Origin of the sequence: Thalassobaculum litoreum DSM 18839, from assembly GCF_900102465.1 — a bacterium.
Classification (GTDB): Bacteria; Pseudomonadota; Alphaproteobacteria; order Thalassobaculales; family Thalassobaculaceae; genus Thalassobaculum; species Thalassobaculum litoreum.
The window spans coordinates 1-24,072 of sequence record NZ_FNBW01000007.1; the positions used below are offsets into that span (position 1 = coordinate 1).

A 24,072-nucleotide genomic window follows, 5' to 3' on the forward strand; every position below is an offset into this window, starting at 1 on the left:
CCGCCTATGTCGAGCAGGTCTTGGTACCGACACTGCGGTCAGGCGACATCGTCGTGATGGATAACCTTCCGGCTCACAAGCCCGCCGCAGTCCGCGACGCGATTGAGCGGGCCGGCGCCGAGCTCCGCTTCCTGCCGCCCTACAGCCCAGACTTCAACCCGATCGAATTGGCCTTCTCCAAGATCAAGGCGCTACTCAAAAAGGCCGCCGCCCGAACCCTACAAGACCTCTGGGACGCAATCGCTCAGGCCATCGATGCCGTCACGCCGGAAGAGGCCAGAAACTACTTCACCGCTACAGGGTACGATCATGAGTGATCCGAAAACGCTCTAGTGAGGTGCCGCAACCGAGGGAGACATCGAAGGTCGAACGGCTATTCGACCTATTCGAGGCGGGAAAGATTTCGGAGGAGGCACTGCTGGCGGCGCTTGGTGTCGGACACGATCACTATTCACCAGACGAACTCACCACCGACAGAGCCCTTCGGGCCACAGAGAACGGGTTTCTGGGTGAAGCTGGGCTGGTAAGGATCCTTCAGCAAGGAAACCGCTAGCTACGACCCTAAGCGGTCATTCAGAGGCGCTACCGCGAACACCCGAAGGCTGGCCGACAACGGGCATTCAATAGCACTTCAAAACTAAGCCCTTCGATTAAACCATACCTGACTTCTTTTTATGGATGTGATCGATCTTCTGCGAGGACCGAAGATAAAACATGAAATATGGGTTCGTGACCTCAAGTTTGTCGTCATCCCACTCCAGTACGGGGGCGTCTCTCTTTATATCTTTTGCAATTCCATCCATTTGCTTGAGAGCGAGTTGGACACTCGAACCTACCGGAGTTTTGTCTATACAGACCTTATTTATTCTGCCCATGATCTCGTCGTAATCAAAGCTCAGTCTTGGCGGGTTTTCGATGAGGGCAAGGAGTATTGCACGATATACATCGCCTATAGACTCATCTTTCAGCGTGAACTCTTTCCGCTGTGTTCCGCGCTCTTTCGCGCCAGTGTGCAGTTTTTCAACCGTTCTCGAATAGTCAGTTTGAAGCGTTGTTCGTTCTAAGGCAGCGCGGTATTCCGCTTCAGAAACTTCGGTTCTTTCCTCCAGAACCTGTTTGTTTCTGATGCCTTTTTCAAGGCACAGATTCAAGCACAGGGATTGCATTAGCTGTGGCGAACCAAGGGCTTCGGTCGCGATTTTGTCGATTATTGCAGGCGCAATATCAACGCCGAGAGCCGAAAAGCCGCTACTCGCAATGAACTTCAGTTCATCAACGGTCCAGTAGTCGAAAAGAATTGAGTATGTACGACCTGTCAACTCGTCATTAGCGCGAACCATGTCATCTGATTTGTACGGAACAGAGGCAACGCAAACGCGAACGCCGCGTTCTGTGATCGCCTTGACCGATTTAGCAATTTCGATTTGCACTTCTTCTTCAATATAATGAAAATCATCTAAGAACACCACGAAATCACTTTCGTTGAGCTCTTTTACTACTGACTCAAAGAATTCAATGCCAAATTTTTGCGACGTAGCTGCAGATAACTCAATACCTCCGTTTATTTCTCCTTCAGTCTTTCCTTTGGCGATAATCACTCCCGCTTCAGCACTTACCTTACCTGCCGCACCTGCTTTCAGGATTCGTTCCTTGATCTTTTCGACTTCCTCCGGGCCACCAATCCAGCGCAGAACTGATTGCCAAAGATCGTTTGAGGAGCTGAGCGATTGGCCGGTAATGGGGATTATTCGGTCCGCCGTTAAGAGAGTGTCAACTAGAGCTGTTTTGCCCGTTTTGGATGGGCCAGATATGGAGATCACCATTTTCGGCATGTCGAGGGCAGCGGCGAGCTTTTCTTCGTTTTTTTCTTCGGCTCTCTTCACGTAAGTATGCGTAGGGGTTCCGTTCGGTACAAAAACCTCGAAAACAAAATCAGTCATCTATCACCTTCCATATTGAAATCTGAAAAATGAGCACCGGCGCACGCAGCGCGCGACTTCGATGCCAATACTAAGCCAGAACATGACAGGTGGAACAAGAGGGTTCACAATATCTAGCCGTCGACTGTAACTGGACATAATTGTGCGTCGCCCCCAAGTAGCCACCCGCTCGCGATTTCCTGGTTGCTCCCGCTCGTGCTTCGCGCGGCGAACGTCCCCTCCCCACCGATACTGTTGAAAAAGGCCATCTTGCCGCGGATCCGAGGCGCTGATTCACTTCTCCTGTAGCGGGAGGACGGGCCGATGATGGGTGAACGGACGGTGGTGCAGGAGGAGTTGTTCTACGGCTTCAACCTGGAACGACATGTGCCCGGCGATCATCTGCTGCGGGCCATCGACCGGTTCGTCGATTTGTCGGATCTCCGCCGGCATCTGGCACCGTACTACAGTCCGATCGGCCGCCCGTCGATCGATCCGGAGCTACTGATCCGCATGCTGATTGTGGGCTACTGCTTCGGCATCCGCTCGGAGCGGCGGCTGTGCGAGGAGGTTCACCTGAACCTGGCCTATCGCTGGTTCTGTCGGCTCGGCCTGGAAGGTGACGTGCCGGATCACTCGACCTTCTCCAAGACCCGCCACGGCCGGTTCCGGGAGTCCGACCTGCTGCGCGAGCTGTTCGAGACCGTCTTGCGGCGCTGCATGGCGGAAGGCCTGGTCGGCGGCGAGGGATTTGCGGTGAATGCCAGCCTGATCGTGGCGGATGCCCACCGGCAGCGCGGCGTGGCCAGGACCGAGGATCTGCCGCAAGCCGGTCGCGCCGTGGAGGAGTACCTGGCCGTTCTCGACGATGCGGCGTTCGGCGCGGCGACACCGGTCCCGCCGAAGCATCTCTCGCCGGCCGATCCGGCGGCGCGCTGGACCGCATCCTGGGGCGGACCGGCGGTCTACGCCTACTGCACCAACTATCTCATAGATGTGGATCACGCGGTCATCGCGGACGTCGAAGCGACGACCGCGGTACGGCAGGCCGAGGTGGGGGCCGCACGGACCATGATCGACCGCACCCGAGAGCGCTTCGATCTTTGGCCGGAGCGTCTGATCGGGGATACCGGCTACGGCTCGGCGGAGATGCTGAACTGGCTGGTCCACGTCCGCGGGATCGAGCCGCACATCCCGGTCTTCGACAAGTCCAGGCGCACCGACGGCACGTTCTCGCGCGAGGACTTCACCTACGATCATGACAGCGATGCCTACACCTGCCCCGGCGGAAAGCTTCTGCAGAACAACCGCCGTTCGTTCACCAAGCCGCGGAGCGGCGTGACCAAGGACGACACCCGGATTTACCGGGCCAGCAAGTCCGACTGCGACGCCTGCCCGCTGAAGCCGAGTTGCTGTCCCAAGGAACCAGCACGCAAGATCCCCAGATCAATCCATGAAGGCGCCCGGGACATGGCCCGCGACATCGCCAAGACCGAGGCCTATGCTACCTCCCGCCGACAGCGCAAGAAGGTCGAGATGCTGTTCGCTCACTTCAAACGCATCCTGAAGCTCGGCCGATTGCGACTGCGCGGCCCCTGCGGTGCCCGAGACGAGTTCCTCCTCGCCGCCACCGCCCAGAACCTCCGGAAACTCGCCAAGATCTGCATCGCTCAGAGCCCGATGCCGGCAACCTGACGGTCGGGACGCCTTTGCGCCCAGGCCCGGGGAGCATCGCCATGCCTCAACGGCGATCCAACCGCCGACTTCTTCAACAGTATCCACCCTGTGCTGTCGTTTGATCATGAGGCACTATCACCATCAGAACTACGATCTTCAAGCTATACGGACGCGCCCTAGATTTAAACCGTGACGAGATATAGAAAATGAACAGACCCGACGAAAAGCTTATCACATTAATGGATCTAACCGTTGATCGCATCGATACTACGGAAGACGTTTTTCATCAACTTTCTCGACTAAGTCTGTACATAAAAAATAAAAAACTTATGTGCAAAATCGATACGGGGAATGTTCTGATAGACGATATTCAAGAGGATATTGAGTTTTACTACAATGAAACCATGACCGCGATTCTGGCTGGAGAGAACGGTAAGAATTTCAAGAAGCACTACGACCAGCTCAGCAGAGAAGGCCGAACGCACTATTGGTGGAGGGGTCAACAGCCGACTGATGTCAACATATCGTACTTCATTCCTTGGCCATGAGGTTTCAGAGCATTTCGACAGCTTCTCGCAGCTGATCAACGTTCACGTCGATATATCGCTGTGTCGTCGAGATGTGGCTGTGTCCCGCCAGTTCCGCGAGCAAACGCACGCCGACGCCCTTGTTCGCCAGTCGGGTGATGTAGGTCCGGCGCCCGCTGTGGCTGCTGGCGCCCTTCAGCCCGCACGCCCGGTAGATTTCCATGAAGAGCTGGCACATCGTGTTGGCGGAGAAGTGCCCGCCCTTTTGACTGGCGAAAAGCGGGTGAGCTGGGTTATCCAGCTTGATCGTCGCCGCGTAGTCCGCAAACGCGCGCCGTAGCCGCTGGTTCAGGAACACCGTGCGGGTCTTGCCGCCCTTGCTCTGTTCCGCTGCGAGCACGAATTGCTCGCGCACGGCGCCGCCCACGTCGTAGACATCGCCCACTTTAAGTGCGGCGATCTCCTTGGCACGAAGACCGGCCAGGAAGCTCACGAGCACGATTGTTTCGTCCCGCTCCGGATGACGTCGGCTGCGGCAGTAGTGTAGCACTCGTCGGAGTTGGGCTTCGTTGAGCGTTTGGGCTTGGCGCATTCAGAACCTCCGAAAACCAAATACTTCGTCATAAATGACTGTATTTTCTGAGGTATTGGTTGGGCGACCGAAATTAGATCGCTCCATAGACCCATATATCTCAACGACTTACTTCAAAATCTCATGGAATGTGTATTCTATTAGGTTTTCTGTTTCACGGCATTCCCGTCGCTGCTTCGCAGCGCCAACGCGTTTTCAGCTCTCGTTCGTCTTCGCTGCGCTCACACGTCCGTTCGCATCAACGCAATGCTTTCAGCCTCAACGGGATGGGCGATCTCTGTAGATGTTGATGTCATAGAGAGGCATCTAGCCTCTCTATGACGGGCCTCTCTGTGAGTGCCTCCGTCAGTGATTGCGCACAACCAGCCGAGAGCTGGTAGACGGGGTTACGCTGTCGCCTTTACGTGCGTGGAGTTGTTCGCAACGCAGTGCCTAAGGACCCAATCACCGGCCCGATGGCACATATGAGGTACTGGCGGCTGCCAGCCTCTTTTCTCATTCCTGCCGCATAGGTTTTACAAGCCCGTTGCGACTTTGCTTGTTGATCCGCCTCTGCTGGAGCGGTCTGCGCGGGCGAGGTCCGCTGGCATCAACATCGGTTGGCAAGCTCAACGCCGTTCTGTGGAGCGCGATGCGCAGATAAATACGCAGTGATGGCTAATCCCTCGTATCTGCTGTTATTTATCAACGAGGTAGGAAATAAGTGAGAAGAACGATTTTGAATGAGGTGCTGGACGTGTTGCTTGAGCACCGGCTGGTTGCCAGCGAAAGCGAGTTCAGCAGGGATTGGCTCGGTCGCAGCGATAGCTACATGCGTGGCCTTCGTTTCCACGATGCGCTGCCCAGCATCGGCGCCATCGCGATCTGCGCCAGCAAGTTGCAGCACTATGGGTATAGGCTCGCTGACGCGGGCAGGTATGAGGCATTGGCCGAGCGCTTCATCGAACTCAGCGACGCATGCCATCGCCAGATCAATGCCCGATGTGAGGCGGCTTGGCTTGGGGAGCTCGAAAAGGGGCCTGCTAGCAAAAGAGCGCCCCGCGCAGTTTGAGAGGGTGAAGTACTTATCGTTTCTGGATGGTGATTTTGCATCACCCCGATCAAGGGTAAATACGGTATGAGCAGCCGGGCCCTCCAAGATATCCAAACATCCCTCAACGCCATCCGAGGTGAGTTGGATCAAGCTAACTGGGAAGCCCGCCTTGAGGCGCTGCAACTGATGCTGTCGACGAGCGAGGAGGTCCTCGCCATGGCACGCAAGTTAGGTGCGCCCAAACGCCGTAGTGTGAAAGCTCGGAGGGCAATCCCGGCGCCCGTGAAGCGTAAACATCAGAAGACAATCAAGGTGGCGTCCGATGCTCCGGCAAACACCATCGATGTTGGGCCTTTGCAAGCGCCTCAACGACCGATGCCGCCGTTGGGTTCTCAACGGAGCGACTGACGTAGTGCAGGATTACGCGCGTAATTCACGGTCATGGTGGTGCGCTAGACCGATATCAAATTGGTTGTTCGAGTGAACGACAGGCATAGCTGAGATGCTTCGTAGGCGTGTCCTCAGGATCGCCAGATTGGCCCTGGCGATCCTGGTGTTATGGGTGATTGGGCGCTGACCTACGCAGCAACGCGAGGTGCTCTCAAGCTGATATCTTCAAGCTTTCGCAAGAGATCACGGATGCTGCCGTCCCCACCTTCGATCAACTCCAACAATTTGGCATCGGATCGACTGATACCTTCTTGTTCAAGTATCCATCGGGCTCTGTCTAACCAGTGGGATGTGTTCGCCAGCGGCAGTTCGACGATGTCGCATCGATGCCGTAGTCCTGGCTCGACCGCATGCAGCTTATTCGTCGTAAATATGAACGTACCCACTTCGCAGTTCAGGTCCAATTCCCATCGTAGTTTGTATTGCAGGTCATCTGGCACCTTGTCGATTTCATCGACAATGGTGACTGGTAGCTGCACTCCGGCAAAGAGATCCAAGCGTCGCGTGTTGGCGATCCGCTGGAAACTCGCATTGCTGAGATCTGTTGCTCGATAGAAATTGTCGCCTCTGAAGCCCAGACCCGCAGAACGTTCTTGGGCGATGATCTTTGCCGTTGTGGTCTTGGCGGTTCCGTATGGGCCGTAGAACAGCATGCTGCCATGCCTCTTGTTCTCGGCATATTCAAGGAGGCGCTGTCTAGTCGATGAGTCCGCAAAGACCAGGTCGTTGAAGTCGAGCGGTTCATAGTGTTTTTGGAAGATTTTCATTTTGGTTCTCCTTTCTGTGGGAGGTCGATTGAGGGGCCGCCGGGGGCAGCGCCTCCAAGATCAGGTCTCAGGCTGCTAGTGTTGCTTCATCGTCGACGCATTCGATCTCATCGTCGTAGTTGATGAAGCCGGACACCGATTGTTCGCGAGACTGGTTCTTTGCTCGCGCTTCCGCTACGGGCTCCATAGCGTCACCAGCTTCCGATAGCCGCTTTCCCGCTTCCGAGAGAACGGCCCTCACGAGGGTCGTCTTCCCGCTCCCAAAGATGATACCGGCCTTGCCATCAGGCTCGATCCGGACGAGGGCGACAGAGAATGCGTAGTCGCCATCGGGCGCGGGTTGTAGGCTGTCGTCTGGCGTGAAACGCGGGGAAATCAGCGTTTCAGAGAACAGCCGCTCTTCGGCGAGCTCTCGGTGTCGCTTGGCGAGTTCGGCTGCGCTCGGGCCATCCTTGGGTTTGCGACGAATTTCTTCGACGCCTCCGTGTTCTTCGATCCAATCGGAGAACTTTTGATCATTGGGCAGATCTGCTTTTGCAGTCTGCAAAACACGTACGTACGCGTAGATCCGGTTGTTCTCGCTGCCGAAGACGGATCGGACGACTTTAAGCTCCGGGCTCGTGTTGCTCCGCGAGGGGATACCGAGGTCGTCTAGCGCTTTTGTAAGAGCTTTTCGGAGTTTCCGATCCTCTCTCAACTGCTGCAGAACAGTGTGGCACCTCTCGAGTATCGAATAGAGCTCCTTGTTGCTGCTCTTGAATAGTCCGTCTTCCCAGGTTTTCCGCTGCTTCTGCAGTGCACGGATCTCACGCGCAAACGCCGCAGCGTCGGTCTGGAGGGTGGATTTTGACATCGTTTCATTCCTTCGAATTAAGTCACAACGCGAGGATCGCGGTGCTTCGAAGGAGATACCTTGATGCATCATATAAGGGCGCATACATTCAAGGTATTGCATCTTATATGTATGAATTTGACGTCACCGCGATTTGGGGTCAGGGCGCATGGAAATCAGAGGGATCGGTGAGACACTCGACTTCTATGGTCGGTTCACATCGGCAGACCAGGAGCAGCCGTGGTTCTGGGTGAAGGACATCTATCGGTACGTTTACTGGTTCGAGTATCTAGCGCTCAGCCCAAGCTATGAACTTGCTAGGCGTCATCGCGCTGGTGCCGATCTCGACGAAAAGGCGCTACCCGATGATTTTGACGAGGTGCTCGCGGTCTATGACGATCTCGGGGACGTCCAGCACACGCTGTTTCGACACTGGTGGCGGAATGTCGGCCTACGGAATTTTGGGTTCAGCTGTGAGAAGCCGAAAGTGTGGTTGGTTGGCAAAACAGGGGATGGCATCGACCCAGACCCGGATCTCGTCAACGAGTTGGGCTATTTCTTCGAAGAAGAGTGGTTGGATTATGGTGAGCAGGAGACGATGATCCTCGCTGTGCCAGTCGGCCTCACGAACTCCGAGATCGCCAATGGTCTGGCGGAGATCGTCCAGCGGCTTGGCTTGGAGCACCAAGCATTGAAGCCTTCTCCTGCCAAGTACAGCCTCGCGGAGGGACGCTTTCGAGCCGATGCGCTGCGCCGGTACCATCGGGCTGCGCTTTACCAAACCATGAACCCGAAGCATCCGCATTGGAAGGTTCGCACTGATGCATTTGCAAGCCGAGACACGCCGACAGAAACGCCCGATATGGAAGAGCGCAAGAACCTCGCCAATGGCGCAAGGCGGTGGATTGAAACTGCTCGCATGATCGCCGAAAACGCAGCGCGCGGAAGCTTCCCGAAATATGACATTCAACCACATGCGCTGCGGTTCGATTACCCCGACCTTCGAGAACGCATTATCCGTCGATACGAATGGCAGGATCGGGAGGCCAAACGCGAAACCCAAAAACTTGAGAGAAGTACTAGGGCCGCTCTTTCAGTGGGGCGCTGAGAACGCTTGTCTCATCAGTGTTTCGCAACACTTCCGGGAGCCACTGTTTTCGAACCGACCTTGCGCCCACGTGGAGCTGTTTTGAGTGCTTCATTGATGGCCGCATCCAGTTCGCCCGCCATCGCCGCTGCTTTCAGGGCATCGAACGCAGGCGCGACTTCCTCAAGCTTCTCAACGAACACCGCGTTGCTTTTTCCATTGAGTGGGAGCACGCGGCTACCATAGCGGCATTGAACGTACCAACCGCCGTCCTGCTCGAAGAACCAGGGACGGACCCGCTTCTCAGTGTGGACGGGCACCCGTTCGCCAGCGTCGTTCTTCTGCCATCGCCGGATTGTGGCATGGTACTGCTCGCCTGCCTTGGCCGCAGCCACCACATGCATCTGTTCATCCAGCGCGGTCGCTAATTTACGTCGGCGGGCAAGCGCGGGGTCTGACGTGCTTTCGCGTTGGACGGACTTCAGGGTCAGCTTCGCCAAGTGGGTCATTGTCTCTGCTCCATCGCTGTTCATGTTGTTAGCTTATGGTCAGAGAATCTCGATTTCCTATCTATTTAGCGCAGTCGAAGAGAGGATCTAATACGAGCCAGTCTGTGAGTTTTTGAGACGCTATCTTTTTGAAACGAATGAACGGATCACGTCCCAAGTGCGCAAAAAGGCGTTCCTCAAATCTGCGCGAAACAGATATTCTTTAACAGTCCTATCCATCAAATCTAAGTCCACCGCCCCTCTTGAGTGCTTCGCTATCGGACGCATGGCCTTGACCAAATTTATTATGTCGTCGGACGACAAGTTTAATGGTGCGCCCAACTTGTAAATGCGAACAGATTTTTGTAATCGGTGTGCAACTATGAGATTGTTGGTGCGCGGTGTGATGTCAAACACCGTTTGAAAAAATGGAATTGCATGCTCGTGGGCATCAGAAGCGGCCTTGGCAAGTGACTTAAAAAACAAGCCATTCGGTTGTTCAGATCGAAAGCGTGAGCTCCCCAGTTCAACCAATGATTCTGGCAGAGCTCTAGCTTCACCAAGACCGGAATACAGAAATTGCGTGGGATTTTCCTTAGAGAAATTTTCTCGTAAGAATCTTCCATCCTTAGCCAGGGTTCTCGAATTTTGAATAGGATTAAAGAAGAGGAACAAAAGTTCGTAACCTAGCGCGTCATTGAATTCAGATTGACGTTCGATACATGCTTTTGTCAATAGCGACATTTCCCTATGGCTTCCATATTGGATAAACATAAATTCAGCTCTTCCGTCGGAACCTTGATCAGAGTCAAAGAACCACTCAAATATGGAACCGGGATGCCCGTCCTTGATACCCATGCTTCCTCAAGCCTTTATTTTAAAATTACCATCTTCTTCATCGCTCACGAAACGATCCAGATTCAATTTAATTGCCTCAATTTTTATGTTGACGGTTTTACTGAGCGCGACCGGGGTCAATTAGGTGGTCCAGTCGGAGAGTTTGAGTCTGGCCAAACTGGCCGCACGATTTCAGCTGGTGCTTAGACCGTATCCGAGAGGCGGTTTAGCGGGCAAGAAGGCTTCGGGAGCCGGAGGTCGATAGCCGAGCGAGCTGTGCGGTCGTTCGGTGTTGTAGAAGCACCTCCAGTGTTCGATCAGCACTTGGGCTTCACGCAGCGTGTATAAAGATCTCGGGGTTCAGGCACTCGTCCCTGAGTTTGCCGTTGAAGCTCTCGTTGTAGCCGTTCTCCCAGGGCGAGCCCGGGGTGATGAACAGGGTGCGGACCTGCAGCCGGTCGAGCCAGGTCCGGACGGCGAGAGCTACGAACTCCGGTCCGTTGTCAGAGCGGCCATGCTCCGGCGGACCATGTCGCACGAACAATTTGCCGAGCACGTGTAGAACGTCCTGGCTATTGAGCTTGCGCTTCACGTGGATCGCTAGACATGTCCAGCTGTACTCGTCGATCACCGTCAGCATCCGGAAGGTACGACCGTCATGGGTGCGGTCCTGGACGAAGTCGTAGGACCAGACATAATTGCCATGGGTCGGGCGCAGACGGATGCAGGAACCGTCGTTCAGCCACAGCCGGCCCCGCTTAGGCAGCTTGCTTGGAACTCTCAGCCCTTCCCGCCGCCAGATCCGCTTCATCCGGTTCAGGCCAACCTCCCATCCCTGCTGCCCAAGCAGCGAATGGGTGCGCCGGTAGCAATAGCGGCCGAACCGGGAAGCGAGCGAGATGATGGTCCGGGTCAGGACATCCTCGTCCGCTCGTCCTTCAGGGATCTTGCGCTGTGTCGAGCGGCGTTGCCCGAGAACCAGACAGGCCCGGCGCTCGAACACGGAGATCGCAGCGCCAACGTGCTCGACACAGCGGCGACGGCGGGAAGGGCTCAATACTTTCCGGTGAGTGCCTCGTTGAGGATCAGCTTGTCCAGCGTCAGATCGGACACCGCCTTGCGAAGCCGGGCGTTCTCCCGCTCCAGCTCCTTCAGACGGTGGGCCTGGCTGACCTCCATGCCGCCGTACTCACGACGCCACCAATAGAAGCTCTGCGCTGACACGCCCAGGCCCCGGCAAATCTCACCGACCGTCGCCCCCTGGCTCAGCCGAACCTCGGCTTCCCGTAGCATTCCGATGATCTTTTCTGGCGTAAATCTCTTCCGGCTCATATCGACCTCCTCAAAGCCTCGATACGGCCAGATCCTAACCGTCACCCCGGACCACTTTCACGGACCTAGGTCATACCGATACCGCAATCTCGTCGAGCGCTTCTTCAGCAAGTTCAAACACTTCTGGGCCGTCGCCGCGCACTACGAAAAGCACGACGCCAACTACCTCGCTCTCGTAAAACTCGACGCTTCCCGAATATGGATGCGCTTTTATGAGTCGGTCACCTAGAGTCTCTACGTCTTGACTCTCGCGATGATAGCGCAATACCATAAATATGTACTATCTTGGGGGATGAAAAAATGCCTGAGAGCGGATGTAAACACGGGGCTGTAAGTGCACTCACCTTGGGGCGCATTCAAGACGACGATGAAGCACGGCAGTATATTTCTGATATTGATTTCACCCAGCTTAAATCTCAATTTCTTTGTGGATCTCAAGATAAAGAAGGATTAGGCTGGTCACAAGACAAAGCAGATGCCGTAGAGTCCCTTTTCAAGGAATGGCTATATTTGAAGCGTGTCTACTATGGCGAGTTAGTGCCCCCGGATTTTATTTGCCAGGATTTATGGCAGATCTACTTGAAGGACTCGATTAAGTACGTAACCGATACGTCTGCGATTTTTGGACAGTATTTGCATCACTTCCCATATTTTGGAATAGGGGATAAACAAGAGAAAAAACGGCGTGAGGTCGCGTTTTTGCACACAAAATCGCGATACAAAGAGCTTTTCGGTAAGGAATGGCCGACAATCAGTTAGTAGCACAAATGTACTACTACCTACACATTGAAAAAAATATGGGCAACAGCATCCGAACGCTTGTTGCCCAAAATATTGGTAGACATTATTTCCGCAATCTGTTTTTTCCTGGGCGGAGGTTGTCCCAACATCAAGCTGTGAGTTTCGACGTTCATAGCGATTCGGCAAATCAAACAATACAAATTATTCAAAACTCTTCGCCAATGGTAAAGATTGTTCTATGCAATATGCCCTTCGGAATCCATAGAGAAGTTAATAAACCTATAAAATATATCACCACATTGCGAAATCCAATAGAGAGAGCCAGATCCTATTGGAAGGAAATGTATAGGCATAGAAATAACTCTCCATACTGGCGAATTTGTGAAGAGAAAAACTTTGATATCGAAGAAATTTGCAACACTCAGATAGTATTATCGTTGACTAATGATCAAACAAGGATCGTATCAGGTACAAATCAACTTGAAATCGACTCACAGATTCTAAATTTTGCAAAAAATAATATAAGAGATCATTTTGTTTTGATTGGCCATATGGATCAGACCGAAAAATTTCTCGTTAGGTTGAAAAAGCTCTTAGAGATAGAGAATTCAACAGATGTTCACGACAACAAAGCTCCAGATCGCGATGATACGCCATTTCCCGATTACTTCGACGAAGTAATGAAGTTCTATAACAAGTATGATGACGAACTATGCGCATGGGTGAAAGAAGAGGATTTTAAGAAGAGAGATGTGGAATGTGTGAAATAAATAGATCTTATGAAGAAACTGTCCCTCAAGAAGTTTTTCAAACTTTTGATGATAAATATTGCTTATCAGTCGTCAATGATACCAGTCACTGTTCGAAAGTGTTGACCTGGTTTCATGATCTCTCGGTTACTCGCTATCTGGAAGTTAGGTTTCACCAACAGACTTTAAGAGATATAGAAGAGTTTTTTAAATCACATTTTACTCGAAATTCCGTATTAATAGGTATCTTCTACGACAGTGAGTTAATCGGATATTATTCCCTGAAGTGGAGTCCAATTCACAAGGTTGGAGAGATCGGGGTCGTGATTGGTGAAAAGAGACACTGGGGCAAGGGAGTCGTTAAAATTACGAGGCCAACTATCGTCCGAGCGATGTTTTCATTTTTTAATTTATATAAAATACAAGGGCGAGTTTATGCGTCAAACAGATCTTCCGTCCGAGGCTATGAGGATGAAGGCTGGAATCGGGAAGCGGTCCTTCAGGAACAGTTTATCTTCAAGGGGAGACGTGTAGATGAGATTATTTTTTCCATAAAGAAAGATTCATTCTTTGGAGTAACGAAAAATGACTGAATTGCAACTACATGAAAATAATAAAAATGTCTGCAATCAGATAGTTTTGAGTGTCGATTTACAAGAGGTTAAGGTCCGATATCTTTGTGTTTCTAAAACTCAGGGTGGTCTTGGGTGGTCGGATGAACGAGCGGATGTGGCGATTAGAAATTATCGTATTTGGCTTTATCTTGTGAAGAACTACTTAAACACTGATTTACCGCCCAGCAAGGACATCGACGAGGTATGGCATTGCCACATGCTGAATACGGAAAAGTATATTGACGACTGTAATAGGATATTTGGATTCTATTTACATCATGATCCGTATTTTGGTTTGGGTGATAACGCTGATCGTCTTAGGGTAGCATATCAAAGTACTAAAGAGTTATTCTACAAGTGTTTTTCGATAGATATCGATAAGGGTCATTTTTGATGAAGAAAATTTCATTCTCAGATCATATGAAGATGTTTGGAGTAAATATCATACCGGGATTATATGCGGATCAAAAGGCTTCGCTGTCAGAGGCTTGCAATCGAGTTCTTTATTCGGGGCCGCAGAACGTTGCGTACGAGAAAGATGGATCTGCTTATCGCTCTGTTTATGATTTAGATAAAGAAGACCGGTACTTCATGGAACTTCTTCACGGCCAGCGGGTGAAGTCAGTGTTTCGGCAGTACTTCAAGAGAAGTTTTTTTGTTCATCAATATAAATTGAATCCAAAATACCCTACGGTAGGAAGAGGGTGGTCATGGCATCAAGACTCTTGGTTCATGCTGAATAACAAATTAAGTAATCAAGAGTTTCCATTGCAGCATAATATAAATTGTTTTCATTTGGCGATCGCCGTAGATTCGTGCGAGAAGCATAATGGGCTGCTTAAATTTATATTGGGGTCCCATTTAGCAGGTGTTTATTTGCACGAATCGGTTTGCGGGTCTTTTTCGATAAATGAAAAAACTCTCGATACGATGTTAAAGCGTTTAGATATATTTTCACCTGAACTAGCCGCTGGTGACGCGGTATTGTTTCATTGTGACCTTGTTCACTCTAGCGACGAGAATGGCAGCGCCGGACACCGTAGAATGGTCTACTTGTCCGCATACGATTCAGACTGTGCTACCCCCGTACCGCACCGTCATACGTCGTTGGCTCGGCCGCCCAGAGAGGAGGACCAAATCGATACATAGCTTACGGGAAATCATATCAAAAGGTCCTGCTTCTGACCTCGGTCCGTGAATGTGTTCCGGGCTGACGAAAAGGATCTGCCTGTATTGGTCCTGATTGCATCTTAGGTCCCTTATGTAGAAGGAGCAGTAAGTCGATTGAGAGCAGACCGACGAAACGCGAGAGCCGTTTGAATGAAGAGCAAGCCGTTCAGGTTAACATTTTTGTGCGGGATGTTCGGCGGCCTTGTGCGGGATGGTCAGCGGCGGGGATAGAAATCCTCAGATACGGGGAGTCTTCGCGAACAAGCGTGCCCACCTTATCGGGCCTTTCGACGACCAGCGGGAAGAGGCTTTGGCGGCACCTCACCCGCTTCCGGCTCAGTCAACAACTGCACCAGCGACACACCCAGCGCCCGTCCCAGCTTTTCAATGACGCCAATGCTGGGGTTGGCCGTGCCGCGCTCGATGCGGGCAACAGAAGAGGCGTCCACTCCGGCCTCGTGGCCGAGTTCTTCGATAGTCAGGCCCTTCTCCGCGCGTATCCGACGCAGGTTCCAGCCAACGATCTGACGCGCCTCCATATTGGCAAGCGACCAGCTTGCATCATCTTAATACAGGGCGTATAATCCCTATATAAATTTAGAGAGCTACAGCGGCCGACGGTGCTCTTCCTTTCGACGCACTAACCAAAGGAACCGGGATGCGGTTACGCACCATTCTGTGCGCGGGGATGCTCGCGCTCACGGCGACGAGCGCGCACGCGCTGGATAGATCACCCGAGAACCAGGCCTCCGATGCTTCTCGAATTGATGCAATGCGCGTCAGCGGCGGAGAGGTTGATCGGAGCGCTCTCGCCGAACTTCAGGCCAACTTGCTGCGCTGGATTGGCGATCACAGCCCCTACGACGTATCGGAGCTGTTCGACCAACTGCCCGCAGTCGCCTTCTGCGATCACGGGGCGACCTACATCTACAAGGGCAAGCCCATGCACTTCGGGGATCGGTTGGCTGGCGTCTACGATAACGTGGACGAGCAGATCTGTCTGGCGAACCCCTGGGACATCAACAACAAACGCCACCAAAGCGTTCTGCTCCACGAATTGATCCATTTCGTGCAGTTCCGCAGCAAGGGCTGGTTCTGCCCGCAGAAGACCGAGTGGGAAGCCTACAAGCTGCAGGAGGCGTGGATGCGGGAGAACGGCTTGGAGCCGAACTTCAATTGGGCCTTCATACTTCTTGAAAGCGGTTGCGGTGTTCGCGACCGGCATCCGTGACAGGGTCGGATGGATTGATTTCGGAAGTATGGCTGGGGGCAGGGGAGGGCGCTTTCGCTGGTGGGCAAGAGCGTTTCCAGTTACTGTGTTATCAACACTGATCCGCGTGTCATAAAGGCTTGAAAATGTAGCGCATTTTGTAGCGCACCACGTAATTCAACCTGTAACTAGAGCCAAATCCGACCATATTGAATCATTTCATCATTCAATATGGTCGGTGAATTTGCCTCTAAAACAATGAGATAGAGCAGATTCGCGCACGCTGACGCGATCACGAAGTGATCCCGTCACCGCACGATCTGCTCTAATTGAAAAATAATAGAGTATTTTCGTTTTATCCAATCATAATCCACGTGTCGGGGGTTCAAGTCCCTCCTCCGCTACCAACAAATTGCACATTCGAAGAACCGCCAGACAGCGTGGTTAGGGTTTCGATCCGGGTCCGGGCTCGCAGGTCGTATTGACCGCGGCCCGGGAGCGGGTGGACCTCAATCCGCTCGAAGACCCGCTGCAGCACCTGACGGGACGCGGCCATATCGGCCGGGTCGCTCCGCAGGGCTGTGACGAGTTGGTCGACTGCTCGCTGGTATTCCGCGAGCATCTTCGGATGCAGGGACACCACGTTGTCGTCCGGTTGCACCAGTTTAGAATTCAACTCGTTGCGCTCCGCCTCGAGAGCCTTCAGCCGTCCTGCCATTGCATCCGAGAAGCCGATCCGAGTCAGCGTGGCCACGGCGTTGTCGATCTCGCGTTCGACATCCTGGAGGCGCGCGCGTGTGCGGCCTTCGGTTTTCGCCTGCTCCTTCGCCAGCCGTTTCCGCGTGGCGTCGTATTCACGGACAATGGCTGCCAAGGTGTCCGGCGACTTCAGGTCGCGTTGGACGGTGGCCAGCACGCGGCTAACGGCATCGGCCATGACGACTGTCCGGGTGTTCGAGCACGCGGCGTCACCCTGCTCACGATTCGTTGAGCAGGCGGAACGCCCCTGATACCGGATCTGATATGTCCCACCGCAGACGCCGCAGCGCAGAAGCCCGGACAGAAGATGCTTCTGGTTCCGCTGGATCGGACCTGTCTTGTGGTCAAACCGACCCTTCTGTCGCTGCACCGCCTGCCAAAGCGGCTCGTCGATAATCCGCAGGCCAGGCATCTCCATCACCACCCACTCGTCGCGCGGGTTCGGGCGAGAGACGCGTCGTCCGGTGTCAGGATCCTTGATCATGCGCACCCGGTTGTAGACCAAGGCGCCGCGATAGGCCTCATTCCAGAGAATGCCGGATCCGCGCTCCCTGTTGCCGCTAATGGTCGAAGCCCGCCAATTGCCGCCAGCGGGCGCCGGAACAGCGTCGAGATTGAGCCCGTGCGCGATCGTCCGCGCCGGCGCTCCTGCTGCGTACTCCGCATAGATGCGCCGAACGATCTCAGCCTCGTCCGGATTGACCGCGCGCAATCCCTTGACGGGCTCGCCTCTGGCGTCGAGCTCACCGCGCACCACGTCGTACCCATAGGCACGTCCGCCGGGAATATAGCCGGCCACGGCCCGGCCCATCTGACCGCGCCTGATCTTCTTTGCAAGGTCGGCCAGGAACAGCGCGTTCATCGTGCCTTTGAGCCCGACGTGCAACTCGCTGATCTCGCCCTCGCCGACTGTGACGATCCGGGCTCCGGCGAAGCCGATCCGCTTGTAGAGTGCGGCGATATGCTCTTGGTCTCGCGACAGGCGGTCCAGAGCTTCGGCCAGGACGATGTCGATCTCTCCGGCCTTCACGGCTTCCAGCATGCGGAGCGCCTGCGGGCGGCTGAGAAGATGGGCGCCGCTGATCGCATAGTCGGCATAGACGGCGGCCTCGGTCCAGCCTTGACGTTCCAGATAGGATCGACATAGGCGCACCTGGTCGTCGATCGACCGCTCGCTCTGGTGCTCGGACGAATAGCGAGCGTAGACGCCCACCCTGGTCATGATGCGGCCTCCCGCTTGCGCTGCTCTTCAGCATGATGCTGCGCGGCCAGCCGTCGGGCAATGATCTTGCCTATCTCAACCGCGGCCTGCTTCTCCGTCAGGGGAGGCAGTTCGGGATTAGGATTGTCGGCCGGGCGCATGGGTCAGCGCTCCGTGTTCGCGCTGGCACAACGTTCATGCTGGTCGGGCTCGCATCGCGCGTCAAACTCCTGGCCGAGGCGCTGGAGTTCGGCCAGGCCGCTGCGGTCTGCCCGCTCAACACCGACGCCCGTATCACCGAAGAGCTCGGCCGCAAGCTGGATGTCAGCGGCCCAGCGCTCCTCGTAGCTTCCCGACGATGCGAAGACGACCCGGGCGATACCTGTCTGCACGATCTGCGCAGCGCAGTGGGCGCACGGGTGGGCGGTGACGTAGATCGTGCAGCCGAGCAGGTCGCGCTGGGCGAACAGGATGGCGTTGTGCTCGGCGTGGAGGGTGAGGCGGAGCTTCACGTCCCGGTCGGTCATGCGTGCCCCGTCGTCGGCCAGACCGCGAGGCAGGCCGTTGTAGCCGGTCGACACGATCCGGTGCGCGGGGTCGGCGATCACCGCCCCGACCTTGGTGGATGAGTCCTTACTCCAGGACGCGATCAACTGCGCCACGTCCATGAAGCGGAGATCCCACTTGGTGATCGCCATCGCTCAACCCTCCACCGGCGACTGAGTCAGCGCGACAAGGCCGGACTCGTCCATCGCCCGGCGGATCGCAGCGACGACCGGGCCCGCGGCTTCCTTGCTGTAGTGACCGCAGCGCTCGGCCTGATTGTTGAATGTCCAGGCGATGTGCGCGCGTTCACGGGACAGTTTGTTCGGCTGGCGCATGACGAAGGCATGCAGGCTCGCCTCCACCTCTTCGGCATCCTCTGACAGCGCGAAGGTGAAGTGGTCGTCCACCACTATGGCCGGCACGTCGGCGGGCGACCATTCGTCCCGGGCGTTGAAGCGGTCGACGGCGCGGACGGTTATCCAGACCCCGCTGGTCTCCGGACGATCCGAGACACGGTAAGCATCGTAGCCGTGCCGGGTGACGGTCTCGCGGAGCCGCTGAATCATCGCGGTGTAGGCGGTCAACGACATCTCGCCGAGGGTGGTGCTCTCGCCGGTCATTGCGCGGGTTCCTTCTTCGCGTCGGCCCGGATCCCGGCGATGACCTTGCGCTCCTCGGCCGGCACGTCCTCGGCGAAGGCCAGGCGCTCGATCGCCGGGTTCGCGCGCAGGAACTCGGCCCGGCCCGCCGCATCTTTCCCGCCGGTCGAGAACACCGCCCGCAGCGCCATGGCGTAGGCGCCGTAGTCTGCGGCACCGGTGCTGTCATCGACCGGGATCTTGACGTGCAGCGGGCTGTCCTGGGGGCTGGCCGCCTGTTGGTCATTGGCCTGGTCGGCCTTCTTGGCCGCCGGCTTGGTCTCGGCTGGTTTCTCCGCCGGTTGGTCGCCGGGGAAGAGGTTTTCCGCCGGGGCGGCCGCGGCAGATGGCGCGGGCTGCTCCTGCTTCGCTTCTGGTCCTGGCGCCTCAGCCTGGGCCGGCGCCTGTGTCAATGCAGCCGCCGTGGTCTGCTGGCTGGCGGGAGGCAACGCCAGATCGGCGGCTGTCGTCGACGCGCTAGCCTCTCGAACCGGTTCGGCGTAGTCCTCGACCTCCTCGCGGACGGCCAGTCCCTTGAGAACGTCGGGGAACTTGTCGCGCAGCGCGAAGGCCCGAGCGCGCATTTGCAGCATGCGCCGGCGGTACTTCTTCCAGATGTCCTTGTCGATCAAGCCAGCTTCCCTGGCGTCGGCCACCGAGAACGTCTGCTCATGGACGGCGCTCTCGCCGCGGCGCTTGACCCTGCAGATGGCCCGCAGTTTTTCGCCCTCACCGTCCCACGTCTCCGTGATCTCTTCGGCCAGACCCGATGCGAGCACCAGGGCCTTGGCAGCATCACCCCAGACCAGAGGGCGACCGTTCACCACCGCGATCGACTGCACCGCTTGCATCGGCGGAAGGCCAACCTCGAGTCCATGGAATATCGCCGTCACGATCTGCTCTTCGGTCTTCATGTCCTTCGGCGCGAGGTTGGACCGGCAAATGAGCTGGGCCATGCGCCAGGCCTGGTCGAGGTCCTGCGGAATGACGGGGGCGATCCGCCCGCCGGTCGCAAGCGGCGCGGGCATGCGCTGCGGCTGTGCGGCCGGCGCTGGCTCGTGGATGGTGACGGCGGTGGCGGTGGTGTCGGTCGGCTGGCTCATAGATTCTGCTCCTGGTTCGGCTCGGCGAGCCGGATTTGGCGAATGCGATGCTGAAGAAGCCTGAACTGCATGGAGGCGACGACGCTTGGATGCTTTGGGCGCGGGCCGAAGATGTAGAACCACCGGCCCGCATCGATCTGGCGGGCCAAGTCGCTCATGCTGCGGATTCGCCTCCCCGGCCGAAACTTGTTGGCGCGCGCTGCCATCATCGGATCCGCTCACGTCAGATTGTGGGCGGCGATGTCGGGCATGCCGGCGCGCTTGGCGGCGCACCACTGCTCGATGACGTGGAGGGCCTCGTCTCGGTCGAGGTTGCCGCCATAGTTCATGCGGCCCTCGGTGTAGACGAAGATGGAGAACGCGACCCGGGTGCCGGCGATCTTCTCCAGTCTCTCGTCGAGTTCCTTCATCACGTCCTGAAGCTCGCGCGACACGCGCGCCATAGGGCTCTGGTCGGCATATGGCAGACTTCGGGTGTCAGGCATGATCGCCTCCTATCGATCGAGTGGCGCCTGGTGGCGAACGGCCGCCTGGCGCAAGAAGTCGGTGGAGAAGGCGGCGGCCTCGTGCTCGGCCTCGCGCCGGCGCCGGGCCCAGAAGGGCAGCCCGACGCGGGAGACCTCGTCCTCGCCGGCGGCCGGCCACTGACCGTCGCGCCGCCACTTCTTGAACGCGCCCGACGGCGGCCACACGCCGGTCTGCTCGCACATGGCGAACACGGCCCGGGCCCAGTTGAGCTCGATCCGGCCCCAGCCCAGGTCTTCTGGGTCGATCTCGACTATCTCGACCTCGAAGGGCGGATCCTTCTCCTGGAACACGATCAGGTATCGCGGGTCATCGTGGAGCCCGCAGGCCTTGATGCCCTCGATGTAGTGGGCGGCGCGGACGTGGTAGCGATAGCGCTCGATCGCCCGGTCCAGGTCCTCAGCGCGCAGCGAGACCGTGGTCTTATAGTCGGCGAAGAACTGGTAGCCGGCCGGCGGCTGCCAATCGAGCCGGCAGCGGCAGCGCAGGCCCGTGGCTGGGTTGTCCCAGACCAGCGTGACCTCCGGTGTGCCGCCGTGGTTGAACGGCGCCATGGCGAATGGGTGAGCCTCCATGGCCTCCTTCATCCGCGCGACCTGCCGGAGCGGCCCGTCCAGAACCAGGTCGCTGCCGGTGGTCATGTGGAGCTTCTTGGTGTTGGGCGACCGCGGCTCGTGATACGGCAGCTCGATCTTCCGGGGCTTCCGCACCTCGTGCTCGACGGCCTTGCGCTCGATGATGATCCGGTGGGCCAGCCGGCCGAACTCCAACGCCTGAGTCCGCTTGCCGCCCTTGTTCCGCCGGGCCAGGAACTTCGCCGGCGACATGCCGGACAGCAGGTCGATCGCGTCCGACGCGGAGAAGGCCGGATCCTTGAAGTAGAAGGCCTCGCTGAGGTTGGCGTGCACGCCGGGGATAAGCGCCATGGGTCAGCCCTCCCGCCGCAGGACGCGCAGCGCGACGTAGGCGAGCGCGACCAGCAGGATCAGGGCGCAGGCGCCATGGAACCAAACCGGCACCAGCATCTGCGGCAGCACGGAGCGGATCAGACCGCCCAGCACGCTCGCCCAGACGGCCGCCGCCGCGATGCAGAGAACGATCATGACGTCCCTCATGCCGCACCATCCACACCGGAGCCGACCGGGTACTGGTCCCAGGTGGCGCCGTCGAGTTGCCGGCCGGCGGCCTTCTTGCCGACCTCGCAGAAGGTCTGCCAGTCGTCATTGCTTGGGTCCGCGCCTAGCCGGAATACTTCGCTGGACCGGTAAACCTTCTCGCCGACACGGTTCATCGCTATGGTCGTGACGTCGTCGGGGTGGCTGGCCGGGTCGTGCTCGAGCGCGCTGTGCCATGTACCCCACTGCTTGAAGTGGAACGGCACGCCGGCGGCCACGCACTGGTCACGAAGAGAGCGAGCCCAAACCGGGTGCATCGGGCGGGCGTCCCGGCCGCTCTCACCCCCGACAACAACCCATTCGATGCTCGGCAATTCCCCCGGGATCCTCGTGGAAGTGTTCATGCTGCACTCTGATGGCGAGCGCGCGAGGTAGTCGCCGCGCGTCACAAGGCCGCGCAGTGCGTCGATCCATGGCTTTCCGGTGGGGTTGTATTCGCGCAGATTCGTGAAATCCACCGGTCCCAGGAGCGGCTCGGCGCTGACCCATCGAACAGCGGCCGGCGTGTCGAGCAGCAGCGGCACGCGCTCGTCGGCACGGGCCTGATCCTCGACGCTCACGCCGAGCCAGACGTTCGGTAGAGGCCACTGCCATTGCATCGCCTTGCAGTTGCCGTCGTCGGTCCAGAGGTGGTCCTTCTCGGGATCGGCTAAGCCGAACCGGCGCAGGAACAGTTCGCACTCGGCCTCGACTTTCACCCTGCGGCCGGTCTCTCCGCCGGCCGGGATATCGAGGGATGTCCCATCGGGGAACTTGAGTGTTTGAGGAAGGGTGCCCTGCCATTTCTCCTCGAACCACGCGCGCATGCGGCCCGGTCGCTTCGTAAGCACCTGGAAGGTGTGCTGCGGGCACAGCGCCATGACGGCGAACACTTGGTCGATCCATTCGTCGGGAACCGCCTCGTGGAACAGATCGCCATGGGCGCACACGAAGATCCGCTTCGGCTTGCGCCACCGGATGGGCTGGTCGAGCCAACCCTCGTTGAAGCGAACCTCGCCGCTCCAGACCGGCCCGGCTTTCGTGTCCATGGTCAGGCCCTGCCGGGATGGGTGATGCTGCAGCCGGGTGCCGGCCAGCTTCATGGCGTAGCAGTTCGTGCAGCCGGGGGAGACGACGCTGCACCCGGTGATCGGATTCCACGTCGCGTCGGTCCACTCGATGTGGGTGCCGTCAGCCATGCTATTCTCCGTCGTCGGAGTTGATATGCGGACGCCCGCTCGCGTCGATCTCCACCGGCACGCTGAACCACAGGCGCCGGCCGAGCCGGTTCGCCGGGAAGCCGAAAGCCCGGCGCGTACGGCGCGCGGCTCGAGCAACGATCGGATCGCTGTGGCAGGCCAAGCCCCACAGGATGTTGTTGCAGACCTGGGTCTTCCAGCGGCTCGGCATCTCTACTGCCTCGGCGCCGCCCAGGATCGCGCGGATCTCCAGCAGCGTGGCGAGCGCGGCGTCTTGCCGGAGCTCGGCCCTGTCGAGGCTCTCGACGGCGCTCATCCGGCCAGCACCAGGATCATGGCAGCCCAGAAGGCCGCGCTGACCAGCGTGACGCCGACGACCTGCCGCAGCGGAGGGAGTGAGCGAACGGCGCGCATCATGCCACCATCCGCTGGTCGAACGGCGCAGTCTCGAGCACCACTCGGAAGCCCTTCTTGCGCACGCCCACCAGGGCACTGCCGAAGGTGAAGCGGGACGCCGTCACCCAAAGCGGCGTGTCCGGGCCGGCGATGAACCAGTCGCCATCGGCACGGGCGAACCGCTGGCCCAGCGCCCCCTCCAGGGTCAGGCGCACGTTCCGCGCCAAGGTCTGTGCCGGTGTCGACCCAAAGGCGAGATCACCGGACAGCGGCTCGAAGGCGCTCAGGCCCCGCGGGAAGCCGCCGTGGTCAAACACCACCGGCCAACTCTGCACCGCTTCGTCAGCCAGTGCCGCCATCAGCTTGTCGATGGTCAGCATCTTGCGGGCGCGCATTGCCCGCGCCGGTTCGGAGATAGGCACCAACCCGTCGGTGCGCAGTTCGGACGCGTTCAGCATCGCGATCCTCCAAGAGGCGCCCGGAAGTGGGTGGGGTGTTCGAAGCCCCACCCGCGTCAATCCGGTGT

General features: G+C 57.2%; 30 protein-coding genes and 2 pseudogenes. 11 read left to right on the forward strand and 21 right to left on the reverse strand.

Going from position 1 to position 24,072, the window contains the following annotated elements; all coding sequences use genetic code 11:
* On the forward strand, positions 1 to 317 hold a 317-nt coding region (locus tag BLS34_RS11970; protein WP_139189244.1), incomplete at its 5' end, for a transposase.
* A 333-nt stretch (positions 318 to 650) separates the two neighbouring features.
* On the opposite strand, the gene BLS34_RS25395 is transcribed toward BLS34_RS11970, so the two are convergent.
* Positions 651 to 1,940: an ATP-binding protein gene (locus tag BLS34_RS25395; protein ID WP_139189246.1), complete on the reverse strand. Its 1,290-nt coding sequence runs from the start codon at positions 1,938 to 1,940 to the stop codon at positions 651 to 653.
* Positions 1,941 to 2,243: 303 nt separating this feature from the next.
* Between BLS34_RS25395 and BLS34_RS11980 the strand changes: the two genes are divergently transcribed.
* Both BLS34_RS11980 and BLS34_RS25400 read left to right on the forward strand, forming a co-directional pair.
* Positions 2,244 to 3,614, forward strand: a complete 1,371-nt coding sequence (locus BLS34_RS11980; protein WP_093150555.1) for a transposase — start codon at positions 2,244 to 2,246, stop codon at positions 3,612 to 3,614.
* Positions 3,615 to 3,802: 188 nt separating this feature from the next.
* Positions 3,803 to 4,144: a hypothetical protein gene (locus BLS34_RS25400; protein WP_139189247.1), complete on the forward strand. Its 342-nt coding sequence runs from the start codon at positions 3,803 to 3,805 to the stop codon at positions 4,142 to 4,144.
* 4 nt (positions 4,145 to 4,148) lie between these two features.
* On the opposite strand, the gene BLS34_RS11985 is transcribed toward BLS34_RS25400, so the two are convergent.
* The 4 genes from BLS34_RS11985 to BLS34_RS12000 all read right to left on the reverse strand — a co-directional run bounded on the left by BLS34_RS11985 (position 4,149) and on the right by BLS34_RS12000 (position 7,818).
* Positions 4,149 to 4,715, reverse strand: a complete 567-nt coding sequence (locus BLS34_RS11985; protein ID WP_093150557.1) for a tyrosine-type recombinase/integrase — start codon at positions 4,713 to 4,715, stop codon at positions 4,149 to 4,151.
* Between the two features lie 589 nt (positions 4,716 to 5,304).
* Positions 5,305 to 5,862, reverse strand: coding sequence for a hypothetical protein (locus BLS34_RS25870; protein WP_175474199.1), 558 nt, complete (start codon positions 5,860 to 5,862; stop codon positions 5,305 to 5,307).
* A 464-nt stretch (positions 5,863 to 6,326) separates the two neighbouring features.
* Positions 6,327 to 6,965, reverse strand: a complete 639-nt coding sequence (locus BLS34_RS11995) for an AAA family ATPase (RefSeq protein ID WP_093150563.1) — start codon at positions 6,963 to 6,965, stop codon at positions 6,327 to 6,329.
* A 67-nt stretch (positions 6,966 to 7,032) separates the two neighbouring features.
* Positions 7,033 to 7,818, reverse strand: coding sequence for a hypothetical protein (locus BLS34_RS12000; RefSeq protein ID WP_093150564.1), 786 nt, complete (start codon positions 7,816 to 7,818; stop codon positions 7,033 to 7,035).
* 148 nt (positions 7,819 to 7,966) lie between these two features.
* Here BLS34_RS12000 and BLS34_RS12005 point away from each other — a divergent pair, with 148 nt between their 5' ends.
* Positions 7,967 to 8,905: a hypothetical protein gene (locus tag BLS34_RS12005; RefSeq protein ID WP_093150566.1), complete on the forward strand. Its 939-nt coding sequence runs from the start codon at positions 7,967 to 7,969 to the stop codon at positions 8,903 to 8,905.
* Positions 8,906 to 8,919: 14 nt separating this feature from the next.
* Here the strand turns inward: BLS34_RS12005 and BLS34_RS12010 are convergent, their stop codons facing one another.
* From BLS34_RS12010 to BLS34_RS12015, 3 genes and pseudogenes are all read right to left on the reverse strand, one after another.
* Positions 8,920 to 9,393, reverse strand: a complete 474-nt coding sequence (locus BLS34_RS12010; RefSeq protein ID WP_175474200.1) for a hypothetical protein — start codon at positions 9,391 to 9,393, stop codon at positions 8,920 to 8,922.
* 120 nt (positions 9,394 to 9,513) lie between these two features.
* Positions 9,514 to 10,230: a hypothetical protein gene (locus BLS34_RS25405; protein WP_139189249.1), complete on the reverse strand. Its 717-nt coding sequence runs from the start codon at positions 10,228 to 10,230 to the stop codon at positions 9,514 to 9,516.
* Between the two features lie 171 nt (positions 10,231 to 10,401).
* Positions 10,402 to 11,541: pseudogene (locus BLS34_RS12015) on the reverse strand (IS3 family transposase).
* A gap of 73 nt (positions 11,542 to 11,614) precedes the next feature.
* On the opposite strand from BLS34_RS12015, the pseudogene BLS34_RS26490 reads away from it, so the two are divergent.
* From BLS34_RS26490 to BLS34_RS26745, 6 genes and pseudogenes are all read left to right on the forward strand, one after another.
* Positions 11,615 to 11,770: pseudogene (locus tag BLS34_RS26490) on the forward strand (IS5/IS1182 family transposase); the annotation flags it as partial.
* Between the two features lie 71 nt (positions 11,771 to 11,841).
* Positions 11,842 to 12,300, forward strand: coding sequence for a glycine-rich domain-containing protein (locus BLS34_RS25410; protein WP_139189251.1), 459 nt, complete (start codon positions 11,842 to 11,844; stop codon positions 12,298 to 12,300).
* On the forward strand, positions 12,282 to 13,052 hold the full coding sequence (locus BLS34_RS25415; protein WP_139189253.1) for a sulfotransferase family 2 domain-containing protein: 771 nt from the start codon (positions 12,282 to 12,284) through the stop codon (positions 13,050 to 13,052). The genes BLS34_RS25410 and BLS34_RS25415 overlap by 19 nt, the downstream gene beginning before the upstream one ends.
* On the forward strand, positions 13,040 to 13,624 hold the full coding sequence (locus BLS34_RS12025; protein ID WP_093150570.1) for a GNAT family N-acetyltransferase: 585 nt from the start codon (positions 13,040 to 13,042) through the stop codon (positions 13,622 to 13,624). Before BLS34_RS25415 ends, BLS34_RS12025 begins: the two co-directional genes overlap by 13 nt.
* Positions 13,617 to 14,039 (forward strand): glycine-rich domain-containing protein, encoded by a 423-nt coding sequence (locus BLS34_RS25420; protein WP_139189255.1) that lies wholly within the window; start codon positions 13,617 to 13,619, stop codon positions 14,037 to 14,039. Before BLS34_RS12025 ends, BLS34_RS25420 begins: the two co-directional genes overlap by 8 nt.
* 32 nt (positions 14,040 to 14,071) lie before the next feature.
* Positions 14,072 to 14,794: a phytanoyl-CoA dioxygenase family protein gene (locus BLS34_RS26745; protein WP_425441435.1), complete on the forward strand. Its 723-nt coding sequence runs from the start codon at positions 14,072 to 14,074 to the stop codon at positions 14,792 to 14,794.
* A gap of 296 nt (positions 14,795 to 15,090) precedes the next feature.
* Here BLS34_RS26745 and BLS34_RS12035 read toward each other — a convergent pair whose 3' ends face one another.
* The gene (locus BLS34_RS12035) at positions 15,091 to 15,354 is read right to left on the reverse strand and encodes a helix-turn-helix domain-containing protein (RefSeq protein ID WP_093150574.1); all 264 of its coding nucleotides are present in this window, start codon (positions 15,352 to 15,354) and stop codon (positions 15,091 to 15,093) included.
* A gap of 119 nt (positions 15,355 to 15,473) precedes the next feature.
* On the opposite strand from BLS34_RS12035, the gene BLS34_RS12040 reads away from it, so the two are divergent.
* Positions 15,474 to 16,046 (forward strand): DUF6647 family protein, encoded by a 573-nt coding sequence (locus BLS34_RS12040; RefSeq protein WP_093150576.1) that lies wholly within the window; start codon positions 15,474 to 15,476, stop codon positions 16,044 to 16,046.
* A gap of 364 nt (positions 16,047 to 16,410) precedes the next feature.
* On the opposite strand, the gene BLS34_RS12045 is transcribed toward BLS34_RS12040, so the two are convergent.
* The 12 genes from BLS34_RS12045 to BLS34_RS12090 all read right to left on the reverse strand — a co-directional run bounded on the left by BLS34_RS12045 (position 16,411) and on the right by BLS34_RS12090 (position 24,004).
* Positions 16,411 to 18,006 (reverse strand): recombinase family protein, encoded by a 1,596-nt coding sequence (locus BLS34_RS12045; protein WP_093150578.1) that lies wholly within the window; start codon positions 18,004 to 18,006, stop codon positions 16,411 to 16,413.
* Positions 18,003 to 18,146: a hypothetical protein gene (locus BLS34_RS25875; RefSeq protein ID WP_175474201.1), complete on the reverse strand. Its 144-nt coding sequence runs from the start codon at positions 18,144 to 18,146 to the stop codon at positions 18,003 to 18,005. Before BLS34_RS25875 ends, BLS34_RS12045 begins: the two co-directional genes overlap by 4 nt.
* 3 nt (positions 18,147 to 18,149) lie before the next feature.
* Complete coding sequence (locus BLS34_RS12050; protein WP_093150581.1) at positions 18,150 to 18,683, reverse strand: dCMP deaminase family protein; 534 nt, start codon at positions 18,681 to 18,683, stop codon at positions 18,150 to 18,152.
* 3 nt (positions 18,684 to 18,686) lie between these two features.
* Positions 18,687 to 19,151, reverse strand: a complete 465-nt coding sequence (locus tag BLS34_RS12055) for a hypothetical protein (protein WP_093150583.1) — start codon at positions 19,149 to 19,151, stop codon at positions 18,687 to 18,689.
* Positions 19,148 to 20,272: a hypothetical protein gene (locus BLS34_RS12060; RefSeq protein ID WP_093150585.1), complete on the reverse strand. Its 1,125-nt coding sequence runs from the start codon at positions 20,270 to 20,272 to the stop codon at positions 19,148 to 19,150. The genes BLS34_RS12055 and BLS34_RS12060 overlap by 4 nt, the downstream gene beginning before the upstream one ends.
* Positions 20,269 to 20,430, reverse strand: a complete 162-nt coding sequence (locus BLS34_RS25880) for a hypothetical protein (RefSeq protein WP_175474202.1) — start codon at positions 20,428 to 20,430, stop codon at positions 20,269 to 20,271. The genes BLS34_RS12060 and BLS34_RS25880 overlap by 4 nt, the downstream gene beginning before the upstream one ends.
* A 60-nt stretch (positions 20,431 to 20,490) precedes the next feature.
* Entirely contained in the window at positions 20,491 to 20,757 is a 267-nt protein-coding gene (locus tag BLS34_RS12070) for a hypothetical protein (protein ID WP_139189257.1), read from the reverse strand.
* A gap of 9 nt (positions 20,758 to 20,766) precedes the next feature.
* The gene (locus tag BLS34_RS12075) at positions 20,767 to 21,723 is read right to left on the reverse strand and encodes a PD-(D/E)XK nuclease-like domain-containing protein (protein ID WP_093150590.1); all 957 of its coding nucleotides are present in this window, start codon (positions 21,721 to 21,723) and stop codon (positions 20,767 to 20,769) included.
* 3 nt (positions 21,724 to 21,726) lie between these two features.
* Positions 21,727 to 21,912, reverse strand: a complete 186-nt coding sequence (locus BLS34_RS25425) for a hypothetical protein (protein ID WP_139189258.1) — start codon at positions 21,910 to 21,912, stop codon at positions 21,727 to 21,729.
* Positions 21,909 to 23,150 (reverse strand): phage Gp37/Gp68 family protein, encoded by a 1,242-nt coding sequence (locus tag BLS34_RS12080; protein ID WP_093150592.1) that lies wholly within the window; start codon positions 23,148 to 23,150, stop codon positions 21,909 to 21,911. The genes BLS34_RS25425 and BLS34_RS12080 overlap by 4 nt, the downstream gene beginning before the upstream one ends.
* A gap of 1 nt (position 23,151) precedes the next feature.
* Complete coding sequence (locus BLS34_RS12085; protein ID WP_093150594.1) at positions 23,152 to 23,466, reverse strand: hypothetical protein; 315 nt, start codon at positions 23,464 to 23,466, stop codon at positions 23,152 to 23,154.
* Positions 23,467 to 23,563: 97 nt separating this feature from the next.
* Entirely contained in the window at positions 23,564 to 24,004 is a 441-nt protein-coding gene (locus BLS34_RS12090) for a hypothetical protein (RefSeq protein WP_093150596.1), read from the reverse strand.
* Positions 24,005 to 24,072: the final 68 nt, after the last annotated feature.

Bases quoted from the DNA above. Each gene is read 5' to 3' on its own strand.
- BLS34_RS25415 (WP_139189253.1), top strand. From the start codon at position 12,282: ATGGCCGACAATCAGTTAGTAGCACAAATGTACTACTACCTACACATT.
- BLS34_RS25395 (WP_139189246.1), bottom strand. From the start codon at position 1,940: ATGACTGATTTTGTTTTCGAGGTTTTTGTACCGAACGGAACCCCTACG.
- BLS34_RS12080 (WP_093150592.1), bottom strand. From the start codon at position 23,150: ATGGCTGACGGCACCCACATCGAGTGGACCGACGCGACGTGGAATCCG.
- BLS34_RS12075 (WP_093150590.1), bottom strand. From the start codon at position 21,723: ATGGCGCTTATCCCCGGCGTGCACGCCAACCTCAGCGAGGCCTTCTAC.
- BLS34_RS25875 (WP_175474201.1), bottom strand. From the start codon at position 18,146: ATGCGCCCGGCCGACAATCCTAATCCCGAACTGCCTCCCCTGACGGAG.
- BLS34_RS25405 (WP_139189249.1), bottom strand. From the start codon at position 10,230: ATGGGTATCAAGGACGGGCATCCCGGTTCCATATTTGAGTGGTTCTTT.
- BLS34_RS11985 (WP_093150557.1), bottom strand. From the start codon at position 4,715: ATGCGCCAAGCCCAAACGCTCAACGAAGCCCAACTCCGACGAGTGCTA.
- BLS34_RS12050 (WP_093150581.1), bottom strand. From the start codon at position 18,683: ATGGCGATCACCAAGTGGGATCTCCGCTTCATGGACGTGGCGCAGTTG.
- BLS34_RS12040 (WP_093150576.1), top strand. From the start codon at position 15,474: ATGCGGTTACGCACCATTCTGTGCGCGGGGATGCTCGCGCTCACGGCG.
- BLS34_RS12085 (WP_093150594.1), bottom strand. From the start codon at position 23,466: ATGAGCGCCGTCGAGAGCCTCGACAGGGCCGAGCTCCGGCAAGACGCC.
- BLS34_RS11980 (WP_093150555.1), top strand. From the start codon at position 2,244: ATGATGGGTGAACGGACGGTGGTGCAGGAGGAGTTGTTCTACGGCTTC.
- BLS34_RS12055 (WP_093150583.1), bottom strand. From the start codon at position 19,151: ATGACCGGCGAGAGCACCACCCTCGGCGAGATGTCGTTGACCGCCTAC.
- BLS34_RS25425 (WP_139189258.1), bottom strand. From the start codon at position 21,912: ATGAGGGACGTCATGATCGTTCTCTGCATCGCGGCGGCGGCCGTCTGG.
- BLS34_RS12010 (WP_175474200.1), bottom strand. From the start codon at position 9,393: ATGACCCACTTGGCGAAGCTGACCCTGAAGTCCGTCCAACGCGAAAGC.
- BLS34_RS26745 (WP_425441435.1), top strand. From the start codon at position 14,072: ATGTTTGGAGTAAATATCATACCGGGATTATATGCGGATCAAAAGGCT.
- BLS34_RS12025 (WP_093150570.1), top strand. From the start codon at position 13,040: ATGTGTGAAATAAATAGATCTTATGAAGAAACTGTCCCTCAAGAAGTT.
- BLS34_RS25400 (WP_139189247.1), top strand. From the start codon at position 3,803: ATGAACAGACCCGACGAAAAGCTTATCACATTAATGGATCTAACCGTT.
- BLS34_RS12045 (WP_093150578.1), bottom strand. From the start codon at position 18,006: ATGACCAGGGTGGGCGTCTACGCTCGCTATTCGTCCGAGCACCAGAGC.
- BLS34_RS12090 (WP_093150596.1), bottom strand. From the start codon at position 24,004: ATGCTGAACGCGTCCGAACTGCGCACCGACGGGTTGGTGCCTATCTCC.
- BLS34_RS11995 (WP_093150563.1), bottom strand. From the start codon at position 6,965: ATGAAAATCTTCCAAAAACACTATGAACCGCTCGACTTCAACGACCTG.
- BLS34_RS12035 (WP_093150574.1), bottom strand. From the start codon at position 15,354: ATGGAGGCGCGTCAGATCGTTGGCTGGAACCTGCGTCGGATACGCGCG.
- BLS34_RS12060 (WP_093150585.1), bottom strand. From the start codon at position 20,272: ATGAGCCAGCCGACCGACACCACCGCCACCGCCGTCACCATCCACGAG.
- BLS34_RS12000 (WP_093150564.1), bottom strand. From the start codon at position 7,818: ATGTCAAAATCCACCCTCCAGACCGACGCTGCGGCGTTTGCGCGTGAG.
- BLS34_RS25880 (WP_175474202.1), bottom strand. From the start codon at position 20,430: ATGAGCGACTTGGCCCGCCAGATCGATGCGGGCCGGTGGTTCTACATC.
- BLS34_RS12070 (WP_139189257.1), bottom strand. From the start codon at position 20,757: ATGCCTGACACCCGAAGTCTGCCATATGCCGACCAGAGCCCTATGGCG.
- BLS34_RS12005 (WP_093150566.1), top strand. From the start codon at position 7,967: ATGGAAATCAGAGGGATCGGTGAGACACTCGACTTCTATGGTCGGTTC.
- BLS34_RS25420 (WP_139189255.1), top strand. From the start codon at position 13,617: ATGACTGAATTGCAACTACATGAAAATAATAAAAATGTCTGCAATCAG.
- BLS34_RS25410 (WP_139189251.1), top strand. From the start codon at position 11,842: ATGCCTGAGAGCGGATGTAAACACGGGGCTGTAAGTGCACTCACCTTG.